Origin of the sequence: Microcoleus sp. A2-C3, assembly GCF_036706065.1 — a bacterium.
In the GTDB taxonomy this organism is placed as follows: domain Bacteria; phylum Cyanobacteriota; class Cyanobacteriia; order Cyanobacteriales; family Microcoleaceae; genus Microcoleus.
Genome location: NZ_JAUBVX010000004.1, coordinates 116252 through 135153 on the forward strand (window position 1 = coordinate 116252; position 18902 = coordinate 135153).

Annotated in this window: 12 protein-coding genes; 5 read left to right on the plus strand and 7 right to left on the minus strand. The window is 45.5% G+C overall.

The window, feature by feature from the left end; all coding sequences use genetic code 11:
- Positions 1-29 precede the first annotated feature (29 nt).
- The 4 genes from QUB66_RS04185 to QUB66_RS04200 all read right to left on the minus strand — a co-directional run bounded on the left by QUB66_RS04185 (position 30) and on the right by QUB66_RS04200 (position 6407).
- Complete coding sequence (locus tag QUB66_RS04185; RefSeq protein WP_332966477.1) at positions 30-182, minus strand: hypothetical protein; 153 nt, start codon at positions 180-182, stop codon at positions 30-32.
- Between the two features lie 4 nt (positions 183-186).
- Positions 187-3693 (minus strand): PAS domain-containing sensor histidine kinase, encoded by a 3507-nt coding sequence (locus QUB66_RS04190; protein ID WP_332966479.1) that lies wholly within the window; start codon positions 3691-3693, stop codon positions 187-189.
- Positions 3694-4158: 465 nt separating this feature from the next.
- On the minus strand, positions 4159-5292 hold the full coding sequence (locus QUB66_RS04195; protein WP_332966481.1) for a serine/threonine-protein kinase: 1134 nt from the start codon (positions 5290-5292) through the stop codon (positions 4159-4161).
- A gap of 449 nt (positions 5293-5741) precedes the next feature.
- Positions 5742-6407 (minus strand): glycoside hydrolase family 108 protein, encoded by a 666-nt coding sequence (locus tag QUB66_RS04200; protein ID WP_332966482.1) that lies wholly within the window; start codon positions 6405-6407, stop codon positions 5742-5744.
- Positions 6408-6506: 99 nt separating this feature from the next.
- Here QUB66_RS04200 and QUB66_RS04205 point away from each other — a divergent pair, with 99 nt between their 5' ends.
- From QUB66_RS04205 to QUB66_RS04215, 3 genes are all read left to right on the plus strand, one after another.
- The gene (locus tag QUB66_RS04205; RefSeq protein WP_332966483.1) at positions 6507-8681 is read left to right on the plus strand and encodes an O-linked N-acetylglucosamine transferase, SPINDLY family protein; all 2175 of its coding nucleotides are present in this window, start codon (positions 6507-6509) and stop codon (positions 8679-8681) included.
- Positions 8682-8936: 255 nt separating this feature from the next.
- On the plus strand, positions 8937-9521 hold the full coding sequence (locus QUB66_RS04210; protein ID WP_332966486.1) for a tRNA-(ms[2]io[6]A)-hydroxylase: 585 nt from the start codon (positions 8937-8939) through the stop codon (positions 9519-9521).
- 92 nt (positions 9522-9613) lie between these two features.
- Positions 9614-10096, plus strand: coding sequence for a GNAT family N-acetyltransferase (locus QUB66_RS04215; RefSeq protein ID WP_332966488.1), 483 nt, complete (start codon positions 9614-9616; stop codon positions 10094-10096).
- Between the two features lie 90 nt (positions 10097-10186).
- Here the strand turns inward: QUB66_RS04215 and QUB66_RS04220 are convergent, their stop codons facing one another.
- Both QUB66_RS04220 and QUB66_RS04225 read right to left on the minus strand, forming a co-directional pair.
- Positions 10187-14029 (minus strand): PAS domain S-box protein, encoded by a 3843-nt coding sequence (locus tag QUB66_RS04220; RefSeq protein WP_332966490.1) that lies wholly within the window; start codon positions 14027-14029, stop codon positions 10187-10189.
- 196 nt (positions 14030-14225) lie between these two features.
- Positions 14226-15617: a malic enzyme-like NAD(P)-binding protein gene (locus tag QUB66_RS04225; RefSeq protein WP_332966491.1), complete on the minus strand. Its 1392-nt coding sequence runs from the start codon at positions 15615-15617 to the stop codon at positions 14226-14228.
- Positions 15618-16012: 395 nt separating this feature from the next.
- Here QUB66_RS04225 and QUB66_RS04230 point away from each other — a divergent pair, with 395 nt between their 5' ends.
- Positions 16013-16180 carry a hypothetical protein gene (locus QUB66_RS04230; protein WP_332966493.1) on the plus strand — a complete coding sequence of 56 codons (168 nt, stop codon included), beginning with the start codon at positions 16013-16015 and terminating at the stop codon, positions 16178-16180.
- Positions 16181-16256: 76 nt separating this feature from the next.
- Here the strand turns inward: QUB66_RS04230 and QUB66_RS04235 are convergent, their stop codons facing one another.
- Entirely contained in the window at positions 16257-16652 is a 396-nt protein-coding gene (locus QUB66_RS04235) for a hypothetical protein (protein WP_265234653.1), read from the minus strand.
- A 291-nt stretch (positions 16653-16943) separates the two neighbouring features.
- Here QUB66_RS04235 and argS point away from each other — a divergent pair, with 291 nt between their 5' ends.
- The gene (argS, locus tag QUB66_RS04240) at positions 16944-18701 is read left to right on the plus strand and encodes an arginine--tRNA ligase (protein WP_332966496.1); all 1758 of its coding nucleotides are present in this window, start codon (positions 16944-16946) and stop codon (positions 18699-18701) included.
- Positions 18702-18902: the final 201 nt, after the last annotated feature.

Sequence of the window (18902 nt, forward strand, 5' to 3'; positions counted from 1 at the left end):
AATTATATTTACTATTTTATTGTAAAGAATTATTTCGATTTTGGGCGATCGCGCGACGGAGACGGGAGATGGGGAGATGGGGAGACGTTGAGAAATTTATGATTAATGACAACCATCAACTGCCAACTGCCAACTGCCAACTGCCAACTGCCAACTGTCAACTGCCAACTGTCAACTGTCAACTGTCTAATGACTAATGACCATTTCCTTTATATTTTCCGCAGCCAGGGCTAATACTTTCTGGGAAATCGGAATCTCTACGATAAACTCTGCACCTTCTCCGGGAGCGGAAACACACTGCAATTGGCCTTGGTGTTTGTCAACTATAATCTGATAGCTGATTGACAGTCCCAATCCGGTGCCTTTACCGACGGGTTTAGTAGTGAAAAATGGGTCGAACAACTTGCTAATGACTTCTTGATTGATTCCGCTGCCGCTGTCGGCTATCCGAATTGTTGCTGTGTCTGAATTCGCGCTGGTGCTAATCCGAATTGTGTTGGGATGAGCATATATTTCTTGGGAAGAACGCTGGCTGTTGTATTCTTCCAGGGCGTCGATCGCATTTGCTATAAGATTCATAAATACTTGATTGAGCTGACTTGGATAGCACTCGACTTTTGGAAAGTTGCCGTATTCTTTGATAATTTTAATAGCCGGACGACCTGCATTAGCTTTGATCCTGTGCTGCAAAATTAGCAAAGTGCTTTCCATTCCTTCGTGAATGTCTACTAGCTTCATCTGCGATTCGTCGAGTCGCGAAAAGTTCCGCAAGGATACAACTAAGTCGCGGATGCGATCGGCTCCTACTTTCATTGATTCCAAAATCTTCGGAAAGTCTGCCATTAAGAAGTCGATTTCAATATCTTCCGTTACTTCGGCAATTTCCGGGAGGGGATTTGGGTATTTTTCCTGGTAAAGGTGGAGCAAACTGAGCAAGTCTGTGGCGTATTCGCTGGCGTGGGTGATGTTGCCGTAAATGAAGCTAATCGGGTTGTTAATTTCGTGGGCGACTCCGGCGACTAGCTGGCCGAGTGAAGAGATTTTTTCGGTTTGGATTAGTTGAGTTTGAGCTTGGTGCAAGTCGCGGAGAGCTTTTTCGAGCTGGACTGCTTGCGATCGATATTGTGCGGCTGATTGTTCCATCGTTGCCAAAACTTGCACTCGATCGCTAATATCGGTGTGAGTTCCCACCCATTCGCGAACGATACCGCCGGCTTCCAAAACGGGGACGGCGCGCACCCAAAAGTGTCTGTAGCTGCCGTCTGCTGCCCGCAAGCGGTGTTCGATTTCGTAGAGACTTTTTGTTTCTATGGTGCGCGTCCAAGCTTGTATTGTGCGATCGCGGTCTTCTGGGTGCACTGCTTCTATCCAGTTGTCCGTCATCTCTTCCAAGCTCATGCCCGTGTAAGCCATCCAATCCGGCTGAGGTTTGTCGAAGAATCCGCTAGCGTTTGTCGTCCAAACCATCTGTGCGGTGGCGATTGCTAGCGATCGATATCTTTCCTCGCTCAGACGCACCAATTCTTCGGCTTCTCGGTTGGCTGTCACGTCGCGCAAAATAGCTGTGAATATGATTTCGCCTGCAACTTCGAGTTTGGAAATAGAAGCTTCGGCGGGAAATTCTGTACCGTCTCGGCGGCGTCCTAAAATTTCTTTGCGGTTGCCCATTTTTCGGGCTTGTTTAACGCCAGCCCCGAAATTACTGACGAGGTGGCTGTGACTGACGGCGAAAGCTTCGGGCAACAGCAGGCTTAAGGATTGCCCGATCGCCTCAGCAGCATTCCATCCAAAAATCTGTTCTGCACCTTGGTTAAACAGGATAATTTTTTGATCAGCATCCACGGAAATAATCGCGTCGTCGGCAATTTCTACAATGCCGGCGAAACGAGCTTGAGAGAGTTGCAGCGCTTGTTCAGCTTGTTTGCGATGGCTGATGTCGCGGACGATCGTGGAAATGTATCCGAGTTTGTCGCCGGATGCGGAGTGGGAGATGATGACTTGGCTGACGGGAATTTCCAGGCCCGATGCTGACACAAAGGTTGTTTCTCCGTTCCAAACGCCCCCGGAAGCTACAGTGGCGATCGCTTCATTCAAAGTGCTACGGGCTGACGCTGCTGTGAATTCTGCAATTTGTCGGTGGGATATATCTGCGTCTTCGTCGATACCCACCATTTTTCTGCCTGCTTTGTTGATGTAAACTGCGCGTCCTTCGAGGTCGCCGATACCTACAAAATCCGGCGTTGCTTCCAGAATTGCTACCAGATTGTTTTTGGCTACTTCGGCTTCTTTGCTCTCAGTAATATCCCGCGAAATGCTAACTATACCGCTGATATTTCCTTGCCAGTCCCGGTAAGCGTTTTTTGTAGAAAGAAATGTCCGCAAATTGCCTTTAACTGGCAGTTCTTCTTCTATAACTTGCGTTTTTCCTGCTGCCACTATCTGGCGGTCTATTTTCTTAATATTGCCTGCAATTTCCGCCGGAAATAACTCGCTATCATCTCTGCCGATAATATCATCTTCTGACTTGCCAATTATACTCGCTCCCGCAGCGTTTAGCATCGTGTAACGGCCATGAATATCTTTAACAAACAGGGCTGTTGGCATACTGTTGATGACTGTCAGGAACAGGTTGTAGTTTTTTTGGAGCGCCTGCTTTGTTGTTTGAGAATCGAGAATTTGTTGCTGCAATTGCTCGTTGGTAATTTGCAGTTGGAGAGTCCGTTTTTCTACTTGAGTTTCTAGGTCTAATTTAGCTTTTCTCAATCCCATTTCTGCTCGATGGCGCTTCCGGTCTGCCGTGCAAAGAGTCTTCGCATTCTGCCAAATCAAAACTGTAAAAATAATTACGTTTAATACACTTAATAGCGATAGTCCTAGCTCTGGTTCGTAGGCTTTAAATCGATCTCCTGAAATGATGAATAAACCCGCTAAAGGCGGGATAACAATCGCTTGGGGCAATAAGCGCCTCGCCATAACGCCGCCCGCGCGATCGCTGGCAATTACTGCTATAAATCCTCGCTCTGGATTGGCAAATAAAATTCCGAGGCTCAGCAACATAAATGCTACGGAAGTGTGCAAAGCCATTCCTGTATTATCGCCAATTTGGTAAAATAAAGCTTTGCCGTAGATGTAGCCTATCAAACCCAGAAATGCAATTAAAAATGCACAACAGCTTAAGATTTGAACCCGCAAGTATTTAGGCCGCCGTTCTGACAGCAGCAACTGGGCTGTTCCCAGCAATAAAAAAGCACCAGCAGTATTCGGCGCCATGCGTCCCGGTGTTGAGAGGCTTGTCAGGGTGTAACCTTCTTTAAATAGTAGTTGGTCAATGCCTAAGTCTAAATTAAAGCTATATTGAACGAGGGTGAGTAGGCTAATTAATATAAGTAAAAATGAACTGCTATAACTTAAAAAGTTATAGTTTTTTTGATATTTTGTTGTTGTTAATTCGCTGTGGCTGCGCTGTTGGAGGAACAGAGAAAGCCCGCCCAAAATAAAGCAGACGGCTGTATTGGCTTTCATTGTCACGAGTCCGGGCAGAATGCTTTTTAAGAGTTGGAGGTCGAATATCCAACCCAAAATGACTGTACAGCCGATCGCGATTACTGCAATTCCAGCTTTTTTGGCAAAAGACTGGAGTGCAACAATTGTGGTTGAGGGTGACTGCGCTGGTGCGGGTAAAAAACGTTCCAATTTCTCGATACCTCAAATTATTTGTTTTTCTACGTATCTAAGGTAGCAATAAACACTATAGTTATATTGTTGCCCCTTATACAAAGCTGCTTAAGATATTGTTAAAACTGCATAGCATAAAATATTAATTATCTTATCTAACTTGAGAGAGAGTGTCAACTGAAAATCAAAGGTTCTGGTGTAGAAGGTATTTGGCAGAATTCCATAATTTTTCTTGATTGTTAGTTAGAACCAAAAATTCCTTGTTCTTTGTTCCTTCTTGCGGGGAAATTAGCGATCGCCCGATTCATCCGTCCAAATAAGACTCAGCGGTTGAAACCGCGTCTACACAAACAAAGTCCGCCTTCGCGGACTCAAGAGGTCGTATTAAAACCGGATTTTGGTATCAAATCTTACATCAATGGTCTTGGGTTTCGTTCTTTAACTAATGACTAATGACTAATGACCAATGACCAATGATTACTGTCAACTGTCAACTGTCAACTGTTGAAGTGCTTCCAAAGCTTCGGTTGCTGATGGGTAACGTTGCGGGAAAGCGTACAGCACCATCTGGTCTAAAATGCTAGCAAACTGCGGGGTTACAGTTGCATTTTTCTGCCATATAAGATTGCCTAAATTATCGACTTTGAGTTGTTTGGGCCGCATCCCTGTCAAGGCTTGAATCCCGATGATTCCGACAGCATAGATGTCGCTGCAAAATTTCGGCGAGCCGATGGCTTGTTCGGGGGGAATGTAGTCTTGCTGAGTGCCTCCGCGCGATCGCGTTTGACCTGTGCTATTTTGGGAGCTGTTGATTTCTTTGACTGCTCCAAAGTCAATTAATACAATCTTGCCGTCTGATGCGCGCTCGATTAAGTTTTGAGGGTGAACGTCGCGGTGAATTACATTTTGTTTGTGAACGAAGGCTAGCACTTCTAAGATATCTTTTAACAAAGCAATAACGCGCTGTTCTTCCCAGGGTTGACCTTCGATTAATTCTTGATATAGGGGTTCTCCTTCGATGAATTGATAGACCAAATAAAAATATCCATCTTCTTCAAATCGAGCTAACAGTTCCGGTATCCGATCGTGTTTTCCCAAGCGATATAACACTCGCGTTTCTCGATCGAATAGCTGGCTGGTTCTGTCTGACTGGCTTTTTAGGCGCTTGACGAGACACAAAGGTCGATCGGGCAAATTTTCATCTTCAGCGAGATAGGTATCGCTGTACTCGGTGCTCGCCAAATGTTCTCGGATTCGGTAACGCATCCGCAGTAGCTTTCCCAATATCGGATCGAGAGATTGAGCTGGTTGCGTGTCTTTTTGTACACCTCTGATGATGCAGTCCCAAAGATTTGCTCCGACTACTCTTTCTTCTGGTTCAATAATTCCTGCTTGCTTCAGTACCTTGGTGAGGTCTTTCCACAAGTTGTAGCCGACATAGCGGCCCAGGTAGCCCACTGTGTAGCCACGGGCGATCGGATCGTTGTGCTGAATTTCTTGGTATGTCAAACCCCCTAAAACGCCTCGCGCGATCGACTGTTGCAACCGAGTTAGGCGTTTTTGGGTTTGTTCGTAAACCAGATTGTCTAAAAAATTTATTGCTTCTTCTACTGTCATAGTTTTATGGCTTAAGTTATACCAATTTCATAAAGTAGCGCTAGATATTACCCCCCCCAACCCCCCCTTACTAAGGGGGGGCTTCGGACTTCATCTATAGCACATATTTAGAAAAATGGTATTACTCGTGCTTGCGCTATAGGTTTTGTTTTTATATTTCTGTTATAGGCGGTTTAGTTGAAATTTACTGACCTTTTAATTTATTGAAATATATCTTGATAAATCTGACTTTTAGAAATCAAAATTATCACTTTTCTGAACTCGATTGACTTGACAAATGGTTGATGTATTAGCAAAATATAGGACGGCGGTTTCAACCGCGTTTTGTCTAACAAAACCTGTCGAAACTGGTTGAATATAATAAAAATCGGCGGTTTCAACCACCCTTTTATTTTCTTCGTCCGCGGAGGCGGACATCGTTTGTGTAGACGCGGTTTCAACCGCCGTGCTTAATTTTTCATCTTGTTAACGTAGCCCCACAAACTGTAATCGCGGCTCAGCCAACCCCGGAAAAAAGCCATTTGACTCGGATCTTCTTGCACCCGTTTGTAGCGGTAAATAATCCGTTCGTTAATCATTTGCAGCGCTGTATTTTTGTTATTAGCGGCTTTCAACGCTTCCCTGGTGCGTGAATCAAAAACGCCGCTTTGTGGCAATCCTAAAGCTTGCTGGAGAAATGTAATAGAATTATTAATACCGAAATTAACTGCGGTGTCAAACATGACGATCGCCAAAGCAGGCTGCATAGTTCCCGAAAGACTAGAATCCCAGTAATATTTATAAATTTCTAGGAGCTCTGCTTCCGACATTTGCGTCACGTCGAGGGGCGGCAGCCCGCGACTGTAGCGGTACGAGTTGTATTCTGTTTGGAGAACGCCTCGATAGGTTCTGCCGCCCTTATCGGCTGGGTGATTGCTGAATCCGCCCTCAAAATATAAGGTGAAATAAAGAGCAGTTTGAAATACTCGCTGCCGAAAGTTCGCTGTTTGCTGCTGTGCCAGAGTCTTTTGGGCAAAAGGCAAGGGGATTGCTAAGGCTAACAAGAGTATCCCCAGCAGGAGGTTTGGCTTCCACTTGATGTTAGGTTGGTGCTGTGTCGCTTGCTTGTCGCTCATAAATTCTCTGTGACGATCGCGCGTAATTCCGGTAAAACTGGTACTCTGCAAAATAATATAGATTCAACCTTTAACTTGATAGCACACATAGGCCGCCAAATGAATTCCGATTTTCGCAACCAATCCGAAACACCCCAATTTGAAGATGCTGCATCGCTGACTGTCGTTGCAGAAATGTATTACTCTGAAGGCAATTTAGCAGCCGCCGTCGCTGCTTGTCGCCGAGCTCTGGAATTGCAACCGGATTGGGCGGCGGCTTACGTGACAATGGGTAATGTGCAGCAAGCCAGCGGCCAAATTGAGGAGGCGATGCGGTTTTATTCGGAGGCGATCGCCCTAAATCCCGATTTTGCTGAGGCCTATGCTAATTTGGGCAGTATGCTCTACAAGCAAGGGCGTTTGGTGGAGGCGATTGTCAATTACCAAAAGGCGATCGAACTTAAACCAACTTTGGCTGCTGCTTACTGGAATTTGGCAAGCGCACTGAAGCAGCAGGGGCAATCGGATGCAGCCGTAGCCTACGAGCAAAAAGCCCTAGAACTCAATCCCCATCTGGCTCAGGTAGATTTTCACATAAATTTAGGCGATAAATTAGCGCGGCAAGGGAAGTTAGATGAGGCTGTAGCTGCATGGCAGCGGGCGATCGCTTTCAAACCCGATTTACCCGAAGCATACTGTCAAATTGGCATAATTTTGCGCCACCAAGGCAAATTTAAAGATGCCATACCCAACCTGCAAAAAGCCCTAGAAATTAAACCAGATTTTATTGCCGCCCACCAACATTTGTGCGGCATCCTCCGAGATACTAGCGATTTAGCTGCCGCGCGCCTCGCCGTACACGCATACAGCCAAATGTGCGCCGAAACCGATCCAATTATGACGGCGATTTACTACGTCAGCACCTATCAAGTGTCGGGATTGAATCAAATTGCAGGCGATCGATTTTTAGAACTAGAATCGTACTTGCAGAACAACTTAGAAACGGCTAGCCCGGTAGAAATTAAATCGCTTTATGCAAACTTGTTATTCAGCACGCCCTATCTGCGAGATGACTTGGCAGCTAACTCTCAACTTTACAAATTAATTGCCCAAAAGTACACCGAAAAATGTATCAAACCTAATTTTTCTCAACCCGCAAATTACAGTCTCAAGCCAACAAATAGCAAATTAAAAATCGGCTTTTTATCCAATCACTTCAGCCGCCATTCTGTAGGTTGGTGCAGCGCTGACATCATTCGCGAATTGTCGGAGCTCACACCCAATGTGTATTTATACGCTTCCGAAAGAATTGTTCCTGACGATCGCACTCAGCAATTTGACAGCTTAGGTAAACTGACTTTCCCAAAAACTTACCCCAACGGACTTGCCAATTCCGCAGAAATTATCAACCAAATTCAGCAAGATGAATTGGATATTTTAGTCGATTTAGATTCTCTCAGCGTACCAGTTCACGCAGATATTCTTCATCAAAAACCCGCGCCAGTTTGTGTTTCTTGGCTCGGATTTGATGCACCTTACATATCACCGGAAAATTACTTTCTAACAGACTGGTACTCGCACCCAGCAGGTAGGGAAAAATATTATGACGAGCAACTAATTAGGATGCCGGATTCCTTTGTAGCGGTATCAGGTTTTCAGAGGTATGGAGTCGATCCGGTGGCATTGAGAAAGTCGAATCGGATCGGTTTGGATCAGATAGTTTACCTGTGCGTCGCTCCGGGCAGAAAATTTAATCGCGACTTAGTAAAAGCACAAGTTGCGATTCTCAAACAAGTTCCGAACAGTATTTTAATTCACAAAGCTTTGGGCGATGCTGCGGTGTTTGAGGGTGCGTATCATCAAGCTTGCGAAGCTGAGGGAGTTAGCCGGCATCGAATTAAGTTTTTGCCGAGGTTTGCTACGGAGGAAGAGCACAGAATTATCTATTTGCTGGCTGATGTTTTGTTAGATTCTTATCCTTACAATGGAGGTACTCACACTTTAGAGGCTTTGTGGTTTAATTTGCCTGTGGTGACTCGCACAGGAGAGCAGTTTTTGTCGAGAATGGGTTATTCGTTTTTGCAGGCTTTGGGAATTGAAACTGGTGTGGCTTGGTCTTGGTCGGAATATGTGGATTTGGGTGTAAAATTGGGTAAAGATGGTGATTTGAGAAAGGCAATTAAATCACAGTTAGTGAAATCTAAAGACGCAGCTAATTTGTCGCCGCTGTGGAATCCGAAAAAGTTTGCTGGTGATATGTATGGGGTGTTTGAAAAGTTGTGTAAAATGGTTTGACGCGCTACCCGACTTATAGAATCTTGGAAAGAGTCGGCGGTTGAAACCGCCCCTACACAAACGATGTCCGCCTCCGCGGACTGAAGAAAAGAAGGGTAAGGTGCGTATCCTACTAACACGCCCGTAGGGTGCGTCAGACGAAAAATCAGCAATGCGATCCAATATGCAATCCTGACGCACCCTACAATGACTAACTACAATGACAACTGACAACTGACAACTGACAACTGACAACTGACAACTGACAACTGACTAATGACAACTATTAAGTTTTTGAAACAGCCGACTTCGGAAGTTTGGGTCGAACAGGCGATCGCCCATTTGGATACAATTTTGTTAGATCATTCTCACTGCGAGCGGAAAGCGGCGGGAGTAGCGTTAAATTTAATGTTTCGCTACCCAGCGCGGGAAAAGTTGGTGAGGATGCTAACAGCGATCGCCCGCGAAGAATTAGAGCATTTCGAGCAAGTCAACCAGCGGTTAGAAGAGCGCGGTATCGCTTTGGGGCCTTTGGCTGCGCCTCCCTACGGTGCCGGTTTGTCCGCCCAAATTCGCAAACAGGAACCGGAGAGACTTTTGGATTCTTTGCTGGTTTCTGCTTTGATTGAAGCGCGGAGTCACGAACGGCTGGGGCTGTTGGGCGATCGTTGTCCTGACGCAGAATTAGCTAAGTTTTACCGCAGTTTGATGGCTTCGGAAGCGCGCCATTATGGGGTATATTGGATTTTGGCAACAACTTATTTCGATCGCACTCTGGTGATAGAACGACTGGAGGAATTATCATTGGTAGAAAGTCAGTTGCTGGCAACTCTTTATCCTGAACCGAGAATTCACAGTTAAAAGTTGGGTGCATTTAACGACTGTCAAATGCGAGAAAATCAGTAATTTTACGGTTGCTAAAGTCAAAAAAATAATGTAAGTTGCAACAACTAATGAAAACCCAACATCTCGATTTTTTGATTCGTTCATGGGAAACGCGCGATCGGGCGGAGGCCTTCAATTTAATTAAAAATATTTTAGCAGAATACGGTTTAAACTGTGAGCCTTGCGGGGCCGATCGAGATGTCTATGATGTCGAATTATTTTATCATAAAAAGGGTGGAGAATTTTGGGTAGTAGAACGGCAAGCAGAAATCGTGGGTACCGCAGCTTACTATCCCATTGAGCGCGGTAAAAATGCTGTGGAAATTCGCAAAATGTATATTTTGCCGGCAGTAAGACGAAAAGGTTTAGGGAAGTTTTTACTGCAAGAGTTGGAAAGTATAATAATGGCTCGCGGCTTTGATGAAATCTGGATCGAAACTGCTAGCATTCTTAAGGAAGCTGTTATATTGTACGAAAATAATGGATATCTACCGACGACGGGTGTGGAAACGCCAAGGTGCGATCGGGTTTATGTTAAATCTTTAGGTTAGAAGCAAAGTCTAAAAAACCGGGTTTCTGAGAAAATCTCAGGGCAAAATATCTCGGAAGAAACCCGGTTTCTGGGAATTTTGCATTGGGTTTTAATTCGTTTTTTGCCGCAGCGGAATCTCGATCGCAAATTCCGAACCTTCTCCCAATACAGAATTGCAAGAAAGCTGGCCGCCATGTTTTTCTACGACAATAGAGTGCGAAATTGCCAATCCTAAGCCCGTGCCTTTGCCGACGGGTTTTGTGGTAAAAAATGGGTCAAACAAGCGCAGTTTCACGTCTTCGCTGATTCCGGGGCCGCTGTCAGTTATACGCATCGCCACGCAGTTATTGTCGGTTACTTCGGTGCGAATCGTAATTGTGAGATTTTTGCCCGTGCGAGAGAACTTATCAATTTCCATTTCCACAGCGTCGATCGCATTAGTCAACAAATTCATAAATACTTGATTTAACTGACCGGGATAACATTCTACTAAAGGCAATTTACCGTATTCTTTGATAAGATTAATAGGCGGGCGATCTGGTTTATTTTTCAGGCGGTTTTGCAAAATCATCAGCGTGCTTTCGATGCCTTCGTGAATGTCAACTTGTTTCATTTCGGCTTCGTCAAGTCTTGAGAAAGTCCGCAGGCTCAAAACAATGTCGCGGATGCGATCGGCTCCGACTTTCATAGATGTGACAATTTTTGGTAAATCTTCAATAATATAATCAATTTCCAAGTCTTCTCTGGCATCTAAAATTGCTGCGGTAGGCTGCGGGTATTCACGCTGGTAAAATTGCAGCATTTTTCGTAATTTTTGAGTGTATTCGCTAACGTAGCTGAGATTACCGTAGATAAAGTTAACTGGGTTGTTGATTTCGTGGGCGACACCTGCTACTAATTGTCCCAAACTTGACATTTTTTCACTTTGAATTAATTGAGTTTGCGTGCGTTGTAGTTGGTGCAAAGTTTGTTCTAGCTGTTGGGTTTGAGCTTGGGCTAATTGGGCGGTTGTGCGGCTTTGGGTGTACAATTCGGCGTGCTCGATCGCGATCGCAATTTGAGCAATTACTGCTTGCATCAGCTCGACTTCCGAATCGCTCCAATGGCGCGCGGACAGAGCCTGATAGCAGCTAATCGTGCCTATATCGCCGGAAGTAGTATGAACCGGCAGCGACAGCACTGAGTTAATTTTAAATGCTTGGAAAATTGCGCGCACTTCTACATCTTCAAAAAAGCTAACATCATCAACTCGCATAATTTGTCGGCCCAAAATCTGCTGCACTGCGGCACTAGATTGGTCATCTACAGCATAAGTACCAAGCAAACTAGGCAAATTTGCATTCTTTGCTTCGCAAACTATTTCCCACATTGGAGGATTGCTGTTGGGGCGATACCAAATGAAGATGCACCAATCTAGCTGCATCAGATTGCGAATTTCTTGAACGGCGGTTGCTAAAATTGTGTCTAAATCTAAAGAATTGCGGATTTGGTTGGCAATTTGATTCAGCAGTTGTTCTCGCTGAGCTTGCTGTCTCAGTGCTTGTTCCGATCGCACTAATGTTTCTTCGGCAAGTTTGCGATCGGTTAAATCTTGGACGACTGCTTGGATAATTTTTTCATTTCCAACTTCGATGACTGTCAGCACGACTTCTGCGGGAAAATCCGTACCGTCTAAGCGCTGGTGAACCCACTCAAAACGGTGGTTTCCCCGCTCAAAGGCGATCGCCATCATTTCGTCGGCTATGCTCAAAGAATCTCTGCCATTGGGTTGGAAAAAAGGCGACAGTTGGCCTGGTTTTTTGCTGTACAACTGTTGCGGGGCGGTGCAGCCAAATAGTTTTAGGGTGGCTGTGTTGGCATCTGCGATGCGACTGTCATATAACATAAAAACAGGCAAACTGGTTAATTCGTAGAGCGATCGAAATTTGGCTTCCGACTGTTGCAATGCCGCTTCTGTTTGTTTGCGATCGGTAATGTCGGCAACCATTGCCAAAGCGCCGACATAGCGCCCTTCTTTGTCTGACAAGGAATTAGTAGAAACCATCGCCCACAAGTCGCTGCCGTCTCGACGAAGGAACTTAAAATCGTGCTTTTCGCTAATTCCTTCACGGCGGCGGTTGAGATTGGCTTCGGCGATCGCCACGCCTTCTGCATCCATGAAAGCAAATAGCGACTGCCCGATCATTTCGTTGGCGGTACAGGCGAGCATATCGACCATTTTTTGGTTGACAAAAGTAGTTTTACCCTCCGCATCGATCGTCCAAATTCCTTCATCTGCTGTCTCGACAATGCACCTGTATTTTTCCTCGCTTTCCCGGAGGGCTTCTTCTGCTAAGTGACGCTCCGTAATGTTTTGAGCCATTAACAATCCGCCGCTGATTTCTTGCCGCTTGTTTCTGACTGGCAAAGTGTAACCGAGGTAAATGCGATCGCCGTAAGTAAATTCTGAAACAACGGTTTCTCCTGCGAGCGCCGCCCGATAATTCGGCTCGAAGATACTGCAAAAATCCGGCTCGAATACTTCCCAGATTGTCTTGCCTTCCATCAACTCTTTGGAAAGTCCCACAGCGGCTAATTCTGTACCTTCTACCAGGGTGTAGCGCATTTCTTTGTCAAACAGCATCACTGCACCGTTAGGAAAGTTGCTTGCCATAGTGCGGTAAAGCTGTTCGCTTTTTTCCAGTGCTACTTCAGCTTGTTTGCGATCGCTAATGTCAACTACAACTGCACCGATGCCGATCGCCTCACCGTCTTTGTCGAGCAGAGGAAAATAAGAGCCTGTAATATCTCGAACAACCCCAGGCTGCTTTGGACTTTCACCGCTCATATCTATGTTAATTAGGGGCTCTTTCGTTCTCAAAATTTGTTCGTACAAAGGCTCTACCATTGGAGCCAAATTCTGCAATATTTCGCTTACAGTCTTGCCAATATGTTCTGCTGGGTTCAGGCAATTTATTTCTGCTAGGTATGGATTAATTTGCACGTACCGCAATTGGGAGTCCAAAATGCAAAGTCCCACCGGCGCATCATTGAAAAAAGCATCAAAACGATCTTGTCTCTGTGCTAATTCTTGTTCTAAAGCTTTGCAATCGCTAATATCCCTGATGCAGCCCACACTCCCAAAGACTTCGCCACCAACATCTTTAACCAGAGAAATTGATAAGTGCGAGTAGAAGTCTTCTCCAGACTTGCGCTGCATAGTAATTTCTAGTTCACACTCGCCTGTTTTTTCTAGCGGTTTTGTCACCAATTCTAATACTAATTCCCGCTGTTTCGGCGGATATATTAGACTAACATCTTGACCAACAACTTCACTTGTTTCGTAGCCGTAAAGCCTTTGAGCCTCTTTATTCCAACTGGTGATTGAGCCGTTCGTATCCGTGCAAATTACGGCTTCGCGAATTTGATCTAAAATCTGATTTTGCAGCTCCAGTTTCGATTTTGCTTGTTCCAGTTCGGCGATTTTTTGTTGGAGTAGTTCCTGAGTTTTTGTCAGTTCGGCAGTCTGGTTTGCCAGCAATTTTTCTAGATGTGAATTGCAGTGCGGCGGCGCTGATTCCCGTGGCTGACTGTTTTCATCCCGATGATTTAAAATCTTTTCAGCACTCAGCCAAATCACGCATTCTCCATCAGTTGCAATTGCCCGCTCGGAAACTCGCACGGATACGAAATGGTTATTTTTATGTTTGTATGCTGCTTCGCACGGGCTAGTACAGCTATTTTTTGCTGGAATTTCTAAATATTTTTCTCTACCAACGCAATCTGTTTGCAGAATTTCCCAGTAATTGAGGTTGAGAGTTTCTGCAACTGTGTAACCGATAATACTTGCAAAAGCTGGATTGATGTCTAGAAAACTCCCGTCTGTCCGGCACAATGCCAGCCCTAGCGGGCACAGTTGTAACAATTTGCGGTGGGAGCGATCGCGCTTGGCTTTTCCTAACTGGCTTTGCATCTGACATAGCTGGACTTGGGTTATTTAATTATATCTTTTTATCTTGTTTATTGCTGTAACTTTTATAACTCAGTAAGGAAGTTCGGCAACGAGGCCGAACTTCCTTCTATCCCGTACATTGTTCGTTGGCCGAACATCTCTCTATCCGTTACATCCGTTAAATCTGTGATAGAATCCGTTGCTGAACTTCCTGCAATTAATCGCGAGCGATCCCTTCGGAGCGGGCGGCCAACTGCACTGCACCGGCGACGGCAATGGCAACTCTTTCGTCAAAAACAGACGGTATAATGTGCTCTTTGTCAAGCTGAGAAGAGCTGACTAAAGAGGCGATCGCATAAGCTGCACCCAAATACATACTTGTGGTAATCGTGCGAGCTTTGCAGTCCAAAGCACCTCGAAATATCCCCGGAAATGCCAAAACATTGTTAATTTGATTGGGGTAGTCGCTGCGTCCAGTGGCAATGATCGCCGCATCCTCCATAATTAATTCTGGCTGAATTTCGGGAATGGGATTTGCCATTGCAAAAACAATCGGATTCTCGGCCATCGATCGCACCATAGAGCGAGTGACCACCCCGGGCGCACTGACACCTAAAAATACATCAGCACCGGCCATCGCATCTTCCAAAGTACCGCCCGAAGCCACAGCAAATTCTAGTTTTTCTGGGTTCATATCCGTGCGATCTTTGCAGAGAACGCCTTTGGAGTCGCAAATGATGATGTTTTCGGCACCTGCTTTCCGCAACAAACGGGCGATCGCGATTCCGGCCGCACCAGCTCCGTTAATTACGATACACACTTCTGCGATCGTTTTTTTGACGATTTTTAAGGCATTAATTAATGCTGCCAAACTAACAATCGCCGTGCCATGTTGATCGTCATGAAAAATTGGAATATCTAAGGTTGCCCGCAATCTGGCTTCGATTTCAAAGCAACGGGGAGAAGAAATATCTTCCAGGTTAACGCCACCAAAAACCGGGGCGATATTCTGCACGGTGCGAATAATTTCCTCGGTATCTTGCGTGTCCAAACAGATAGGAAAGGCATCAATTCCGGCAAATTCTTTAAATAGCATGGCTTTGCCTTCCATGACTGGCAGTGCGGCGGCTGGGCCGAGGTTTCCTAGTCCCAAAACTGCGCTACCGTCGGTAACAATCGCAACAGTATTTTGTTTAATTGTCAGGTTGTAAACTTGTTGGGGGTCATTGGCGATCGCAGTACAGATGCGGGCGACTCCTGGGGTGTATGCCATTGCCAAATCAGATTGGCGTTTGAGGGAAATTTTGCTAATTACGCTGATTTTTCCACCACGGTGCAAGTCGAAAGTGCGATCGTACACATCGATCACTTTGATATCCGGTAGCGCTTTCACTGCTTGGACGATTTCTTCGTTGTGTTCAATGCTGTAAGCATCGACGGTGATATCGCGAATGGTAGTGGCGCGGCTTTGCTCGATTAAGTCGATTTGGCCGAAGTTGCCGCCCACAGATGCGATCGCGCTGGTGACGCTAGCCAGCATTCCCGGCTGGTTCGGCAGAGCAACACGAATCGTTAAACTAAAGCTGGGGTTCGGTGTCAGTTTTACCATAATGGCTTGATTGTAGATTTGAGAATTGCAATCTTTGATTTTATCGCCAATATTAGACAGAAAATTTAATAATTAAAATTTTCAACTGAAATTTTTAACAAATTCTATCAACTGGTGATGCGATCGCACTATATTTCCCCGTAGGGTGCGTCAGTTTCAATATGTTTAAATTGTGTCAAAACTTGGGACTGACGCACGATACTAACTACTAACTTTTAAATCCGTTACATCCGTTACAAAATCCGTTGCCGAACTTCCCTCTTTCTTCTTCCTTCGGTCAACTGTCAACTGTCAACTGAATCAACGCCTAATTCCTGCTGCTGTCTTTTGAAGGGAGACATTCAGGAGAGTTAGTGCGACTTGTTAGTGGCTGTGATTGGGGAGGTAAAAAGTAGATGCAACACTGTTTGATCGAGCAGGTAAAAATTAGATCGACTCACAAGCGGGCATTTCCTATGTATTCTGCTTGCTTGTTTAACACTTGCCAAGGATTGCGAGTGCAACCGGGCAAACGATCGAACTACCTGCACGCTTTGCTGGAGAATTCCAGCGACTGTTACTAATAAGGAATTTACCCCGCGCCAGTAAAAACAGAGGTTTAGCGCAGCACAGCGAGTTGCTGGTTGCTAACTGTCAATTTTAGCGATCAGTCGCAGCATCCGCACACATAATTGTAAAGAATTTGCAAGCGATACAATCGGGGGGAACTTTTTCTGAGTTTGGGAGATCTACAGGTTGTTCGTCTTCGCTGCCGGCGGGAAAGATGCACAGGCCCACTTGTTTGACTCCAGCCATGAGTTCGACAACTCGATCTAAAATGCTGTCGATTCTTTCAATTAGTTCATCTGCTACATCTAGACTCGGCGCGATGATGAAAAAGGTTTTGACTCCTTCGGGACAAGGGGCGAAGCCGAGGGTGCACTCTTCTAATAGTGCTTGAGTCGAGAGACTCAGAGGCTCATCGAAGCGAGCGATTACTGCTCGATCAAAGGCTTGTGTCAGGGAACGATCGCCAAAAACAGGTTGAGATAACATAACTACTTCCTTTCGTAGAATTTTTGGAGCATTGAAAAAATATTAACATACCTTAATGTAACTGATTTAACTAAATTGTATGGCGATCGCGATCATGACTAGATGTGATATTTTTTGATGTGTAGAGCGATCGGCATTGTGATAATCTGTAATCTCAGATACAAAACCCTGTGATTTAGATCAGGATGGAAAATATTTTCGAGGGGGTAATCCCCGGAGAAGTACAGCTAAAAGTTGCGATCGACCTCAACCTCTAGCGTTTAAAATAAATATCCAATCAAAATATTAAAGATGAACTCGATCGCCCAACAGTTAAAAACCAGATTTGAAAAAGCCTTCACCTCCGCATTCGGCGAGAGTTATGCCGATACGGATCTGATGCTAGCCCCTGCGGGAAATCCCAAGTTTGGGGACTTTCAGTGCAATGCGGCGATGAGTTTGGGCAAAAAGTTAGGTAAGCCGCCGCGGGCGATCGCCTCTACAATCATCGAAAACCTCGACATCGCCGACATCTGCGAAACCCCAGAAATCGCCGGCCCGGGTTTTATCAATTTGAAGCTCAAACCGGCGTATTTGGAAGCGCAAATAAGTGAGATCGCCGCCGACACCCGTTTGGGGATTGAACCGACAGAAACGCCTCAGAGAGTGGCGATCGACTTTTCGAGCCCGAATATCGCCAAAGAAATGCACGTCGGACATTTGCGATCGACAATCATCGGAGATGCGATCGCCCGCATCCTCGAATTTCAAGGCCACGACGTACTCAGAATCAACCACATCGGCGACTGGGGCACCCAATTCGGAATGCTGATCGCCTACCTGCGCGAAGTTTACCCCGAAGCCCTCACCACCGCAGACGCCCTAGACTTAGGAGATTTAGTCGCATTTTACCGCCAAGCAAAACAGCGCTTTGACACAGACGAAACCTTCAAAGAAACCGCCCGCCAAGAAGTAGTAAAACTGCAAGCAGGCGCAGAAGACACCCGCCGCGCCTGGAAACTGCTGTGCGATCAATCCCGCCGCGAATTCCAAGTAATCTACGACTTACTAGACATCAAACTAACCGAACGCGGCGAATCATTTTACAATCCATTATTACCCGCAGTAATCGCAGACTTAAACAAGTTAGGTTTGCTAGTAGAAAGCGACGGCGCGAAATGCGTATTTGTAGAAGGTTTCACCAACAAAGAAGGCGAACCATTACCGCTCATCGTGCAGAAAACGGACGGCGGCTACAACTACGCCACAACAGATTTAGCAGCCATCCGCTACCGCATCCAAAACGACAAGGCAAAACGCATAGTTTACGTCACAGATTCAGGACAAGCCAACCATTTCGCCCAAGTATTTGCAGTAGCCAGAAAAGCCGATTGGATTCCCGAAGATGTCGAAATTGTCCACGTTCCCTTCGGTTTGGTATGCGGAGAAGATGGCAAAAGATTAAAAACTCGTTCTGGGGATGCAGTGCGCTTGCAAGATTTGCTCGATGAGGCGATCGTCCGCACCCGCCAAGATTTAGAAGACAGATTAATAAAAGAAGAAAGACAGGAGACTGAAGAGTTTAAAGCTAACGTAGCTCACGTAGTTGGTTTGAGTGCAGTCAAATATGCCGATTTGAGTCAAAACCGGGCGAGCAATTACACTTTTAGTTACGACAAAATGCTCGCTTTGCAAGGAAATACAGCACCTTATATGCTCTATGTTTGCGCGCGCGTGCGGGGAATCGCCCGCAAGGGCGAGATTGATTTTGATAATTTAGATGCTGGTGCAAAGGTAATTTTGCAGTCGGATGCAGAGTTAGTTTTAGCCAAGCATTTATTGCAATTTAGTGAAGTTATCAATGCTGTTGGTGGCGACTTGTTGCCGAATCGGATTTGTCAGTATTTGTTTGAATTGAGTCAAAAATACAATCAATTTTACGAACAGTGTAAGGTGTTGGATGCTGAGGAACCGTTACGGACTTCGCGGCTAATTTTGTGCGATTTGACGGCGAGGACTCTGAAGTTGGGTTTAGATTTGTTGGGGATTCAGGTATTGGAGAGGATGTAATAAATTGTACTGCATTTAATATTTGTAGGGTGTGTCGCCATCAAAAATTCCTAAAGTGAATCGACAATCTCATGGCGACGCACCTTACACTTCGGGTTAAGAAAACAAGCAAAAACAATGTTAACTGGTAACGAGTAACTTTTTCAAGAGTACAGATGTTCGCGTAGGGAAACGGCACTGGCGTGTCCTCTATTTCGTGCC

Excerpts from the sequence above, each read along its gene's own strand:
- QUB66_RS04195 (WP_332966481.1), bottom strand. The coding sequence starts at position 5,292 with ATGACAGTAGAAGAAGCAATAAATTTTTTAGACAATCTGGTTTACGAA.
- QUB66_RS04200 (WP_332966482.1), bottom strand. The coding sequence starts at position 6,407 with ATGAGCGACAAGCAAGCGACACAGCACCAACCTAACATCAAGTGGAAG.
- QUB66_RS04205 (WP_332966483.1), top strand. The coding sequence starts at position 6,507 with ATGAATTCCGATTTTCGCAACCAATCCGAAACACCCCAATTTGAAGAT.
- QUB66_RS04210 (WP_332966486.1), top strand. The coding sequence starts at position 8,937 with ATGACAACTATTAAGTTTTTGAAACAGCCGACTTCGGAAGTTTGGGTC.
- QUB66_RS04215 (WP_332966488.1), top strand. The coding sequence starts at position 9,614 with ATGAAAACCCAACATCTCGATTTTTTGATTCGTTCATGGGAAACGCGC.
- QUB66_RS04220 (WP_332966490.1), bottom strand. The coding sequence starts at position 14,029 with ATGCAAAGCCAGTTAGGAAAAGCCAAGCGCGATCGCTCCCACCGCAAA.
- QUB66_RS04225 (WP_332966491.1), bottom strand. The coding sequence starts at position 15,617 with ATGGTAAAACTGACACCGAACCCCAGCTTTAGTTTAACGATTCGTGTT.
- QUB66_RS04230 (WP_332966493.1), top strand. The coding sequence starts at position 16,013 with ATGCAACACTGTTTGATCGAGCAGGTAAAAATTAGATCGACTCACAAG.
- QUB66_RS04235 (WP_265234653.1), bottom strand. The coding sequence starts at position 16,652 with ATGTTATCTCAACCTGTTTTTGGCGATCGTTCCCTGACACAAGCCTTT.
- argS (WP_332966496.1), top strand. The coding sequence starts at position 16,944 with ATGAACTCGATCGCCCAACAGTTAAAAACCAGATTTGAAAAAGCCTTC.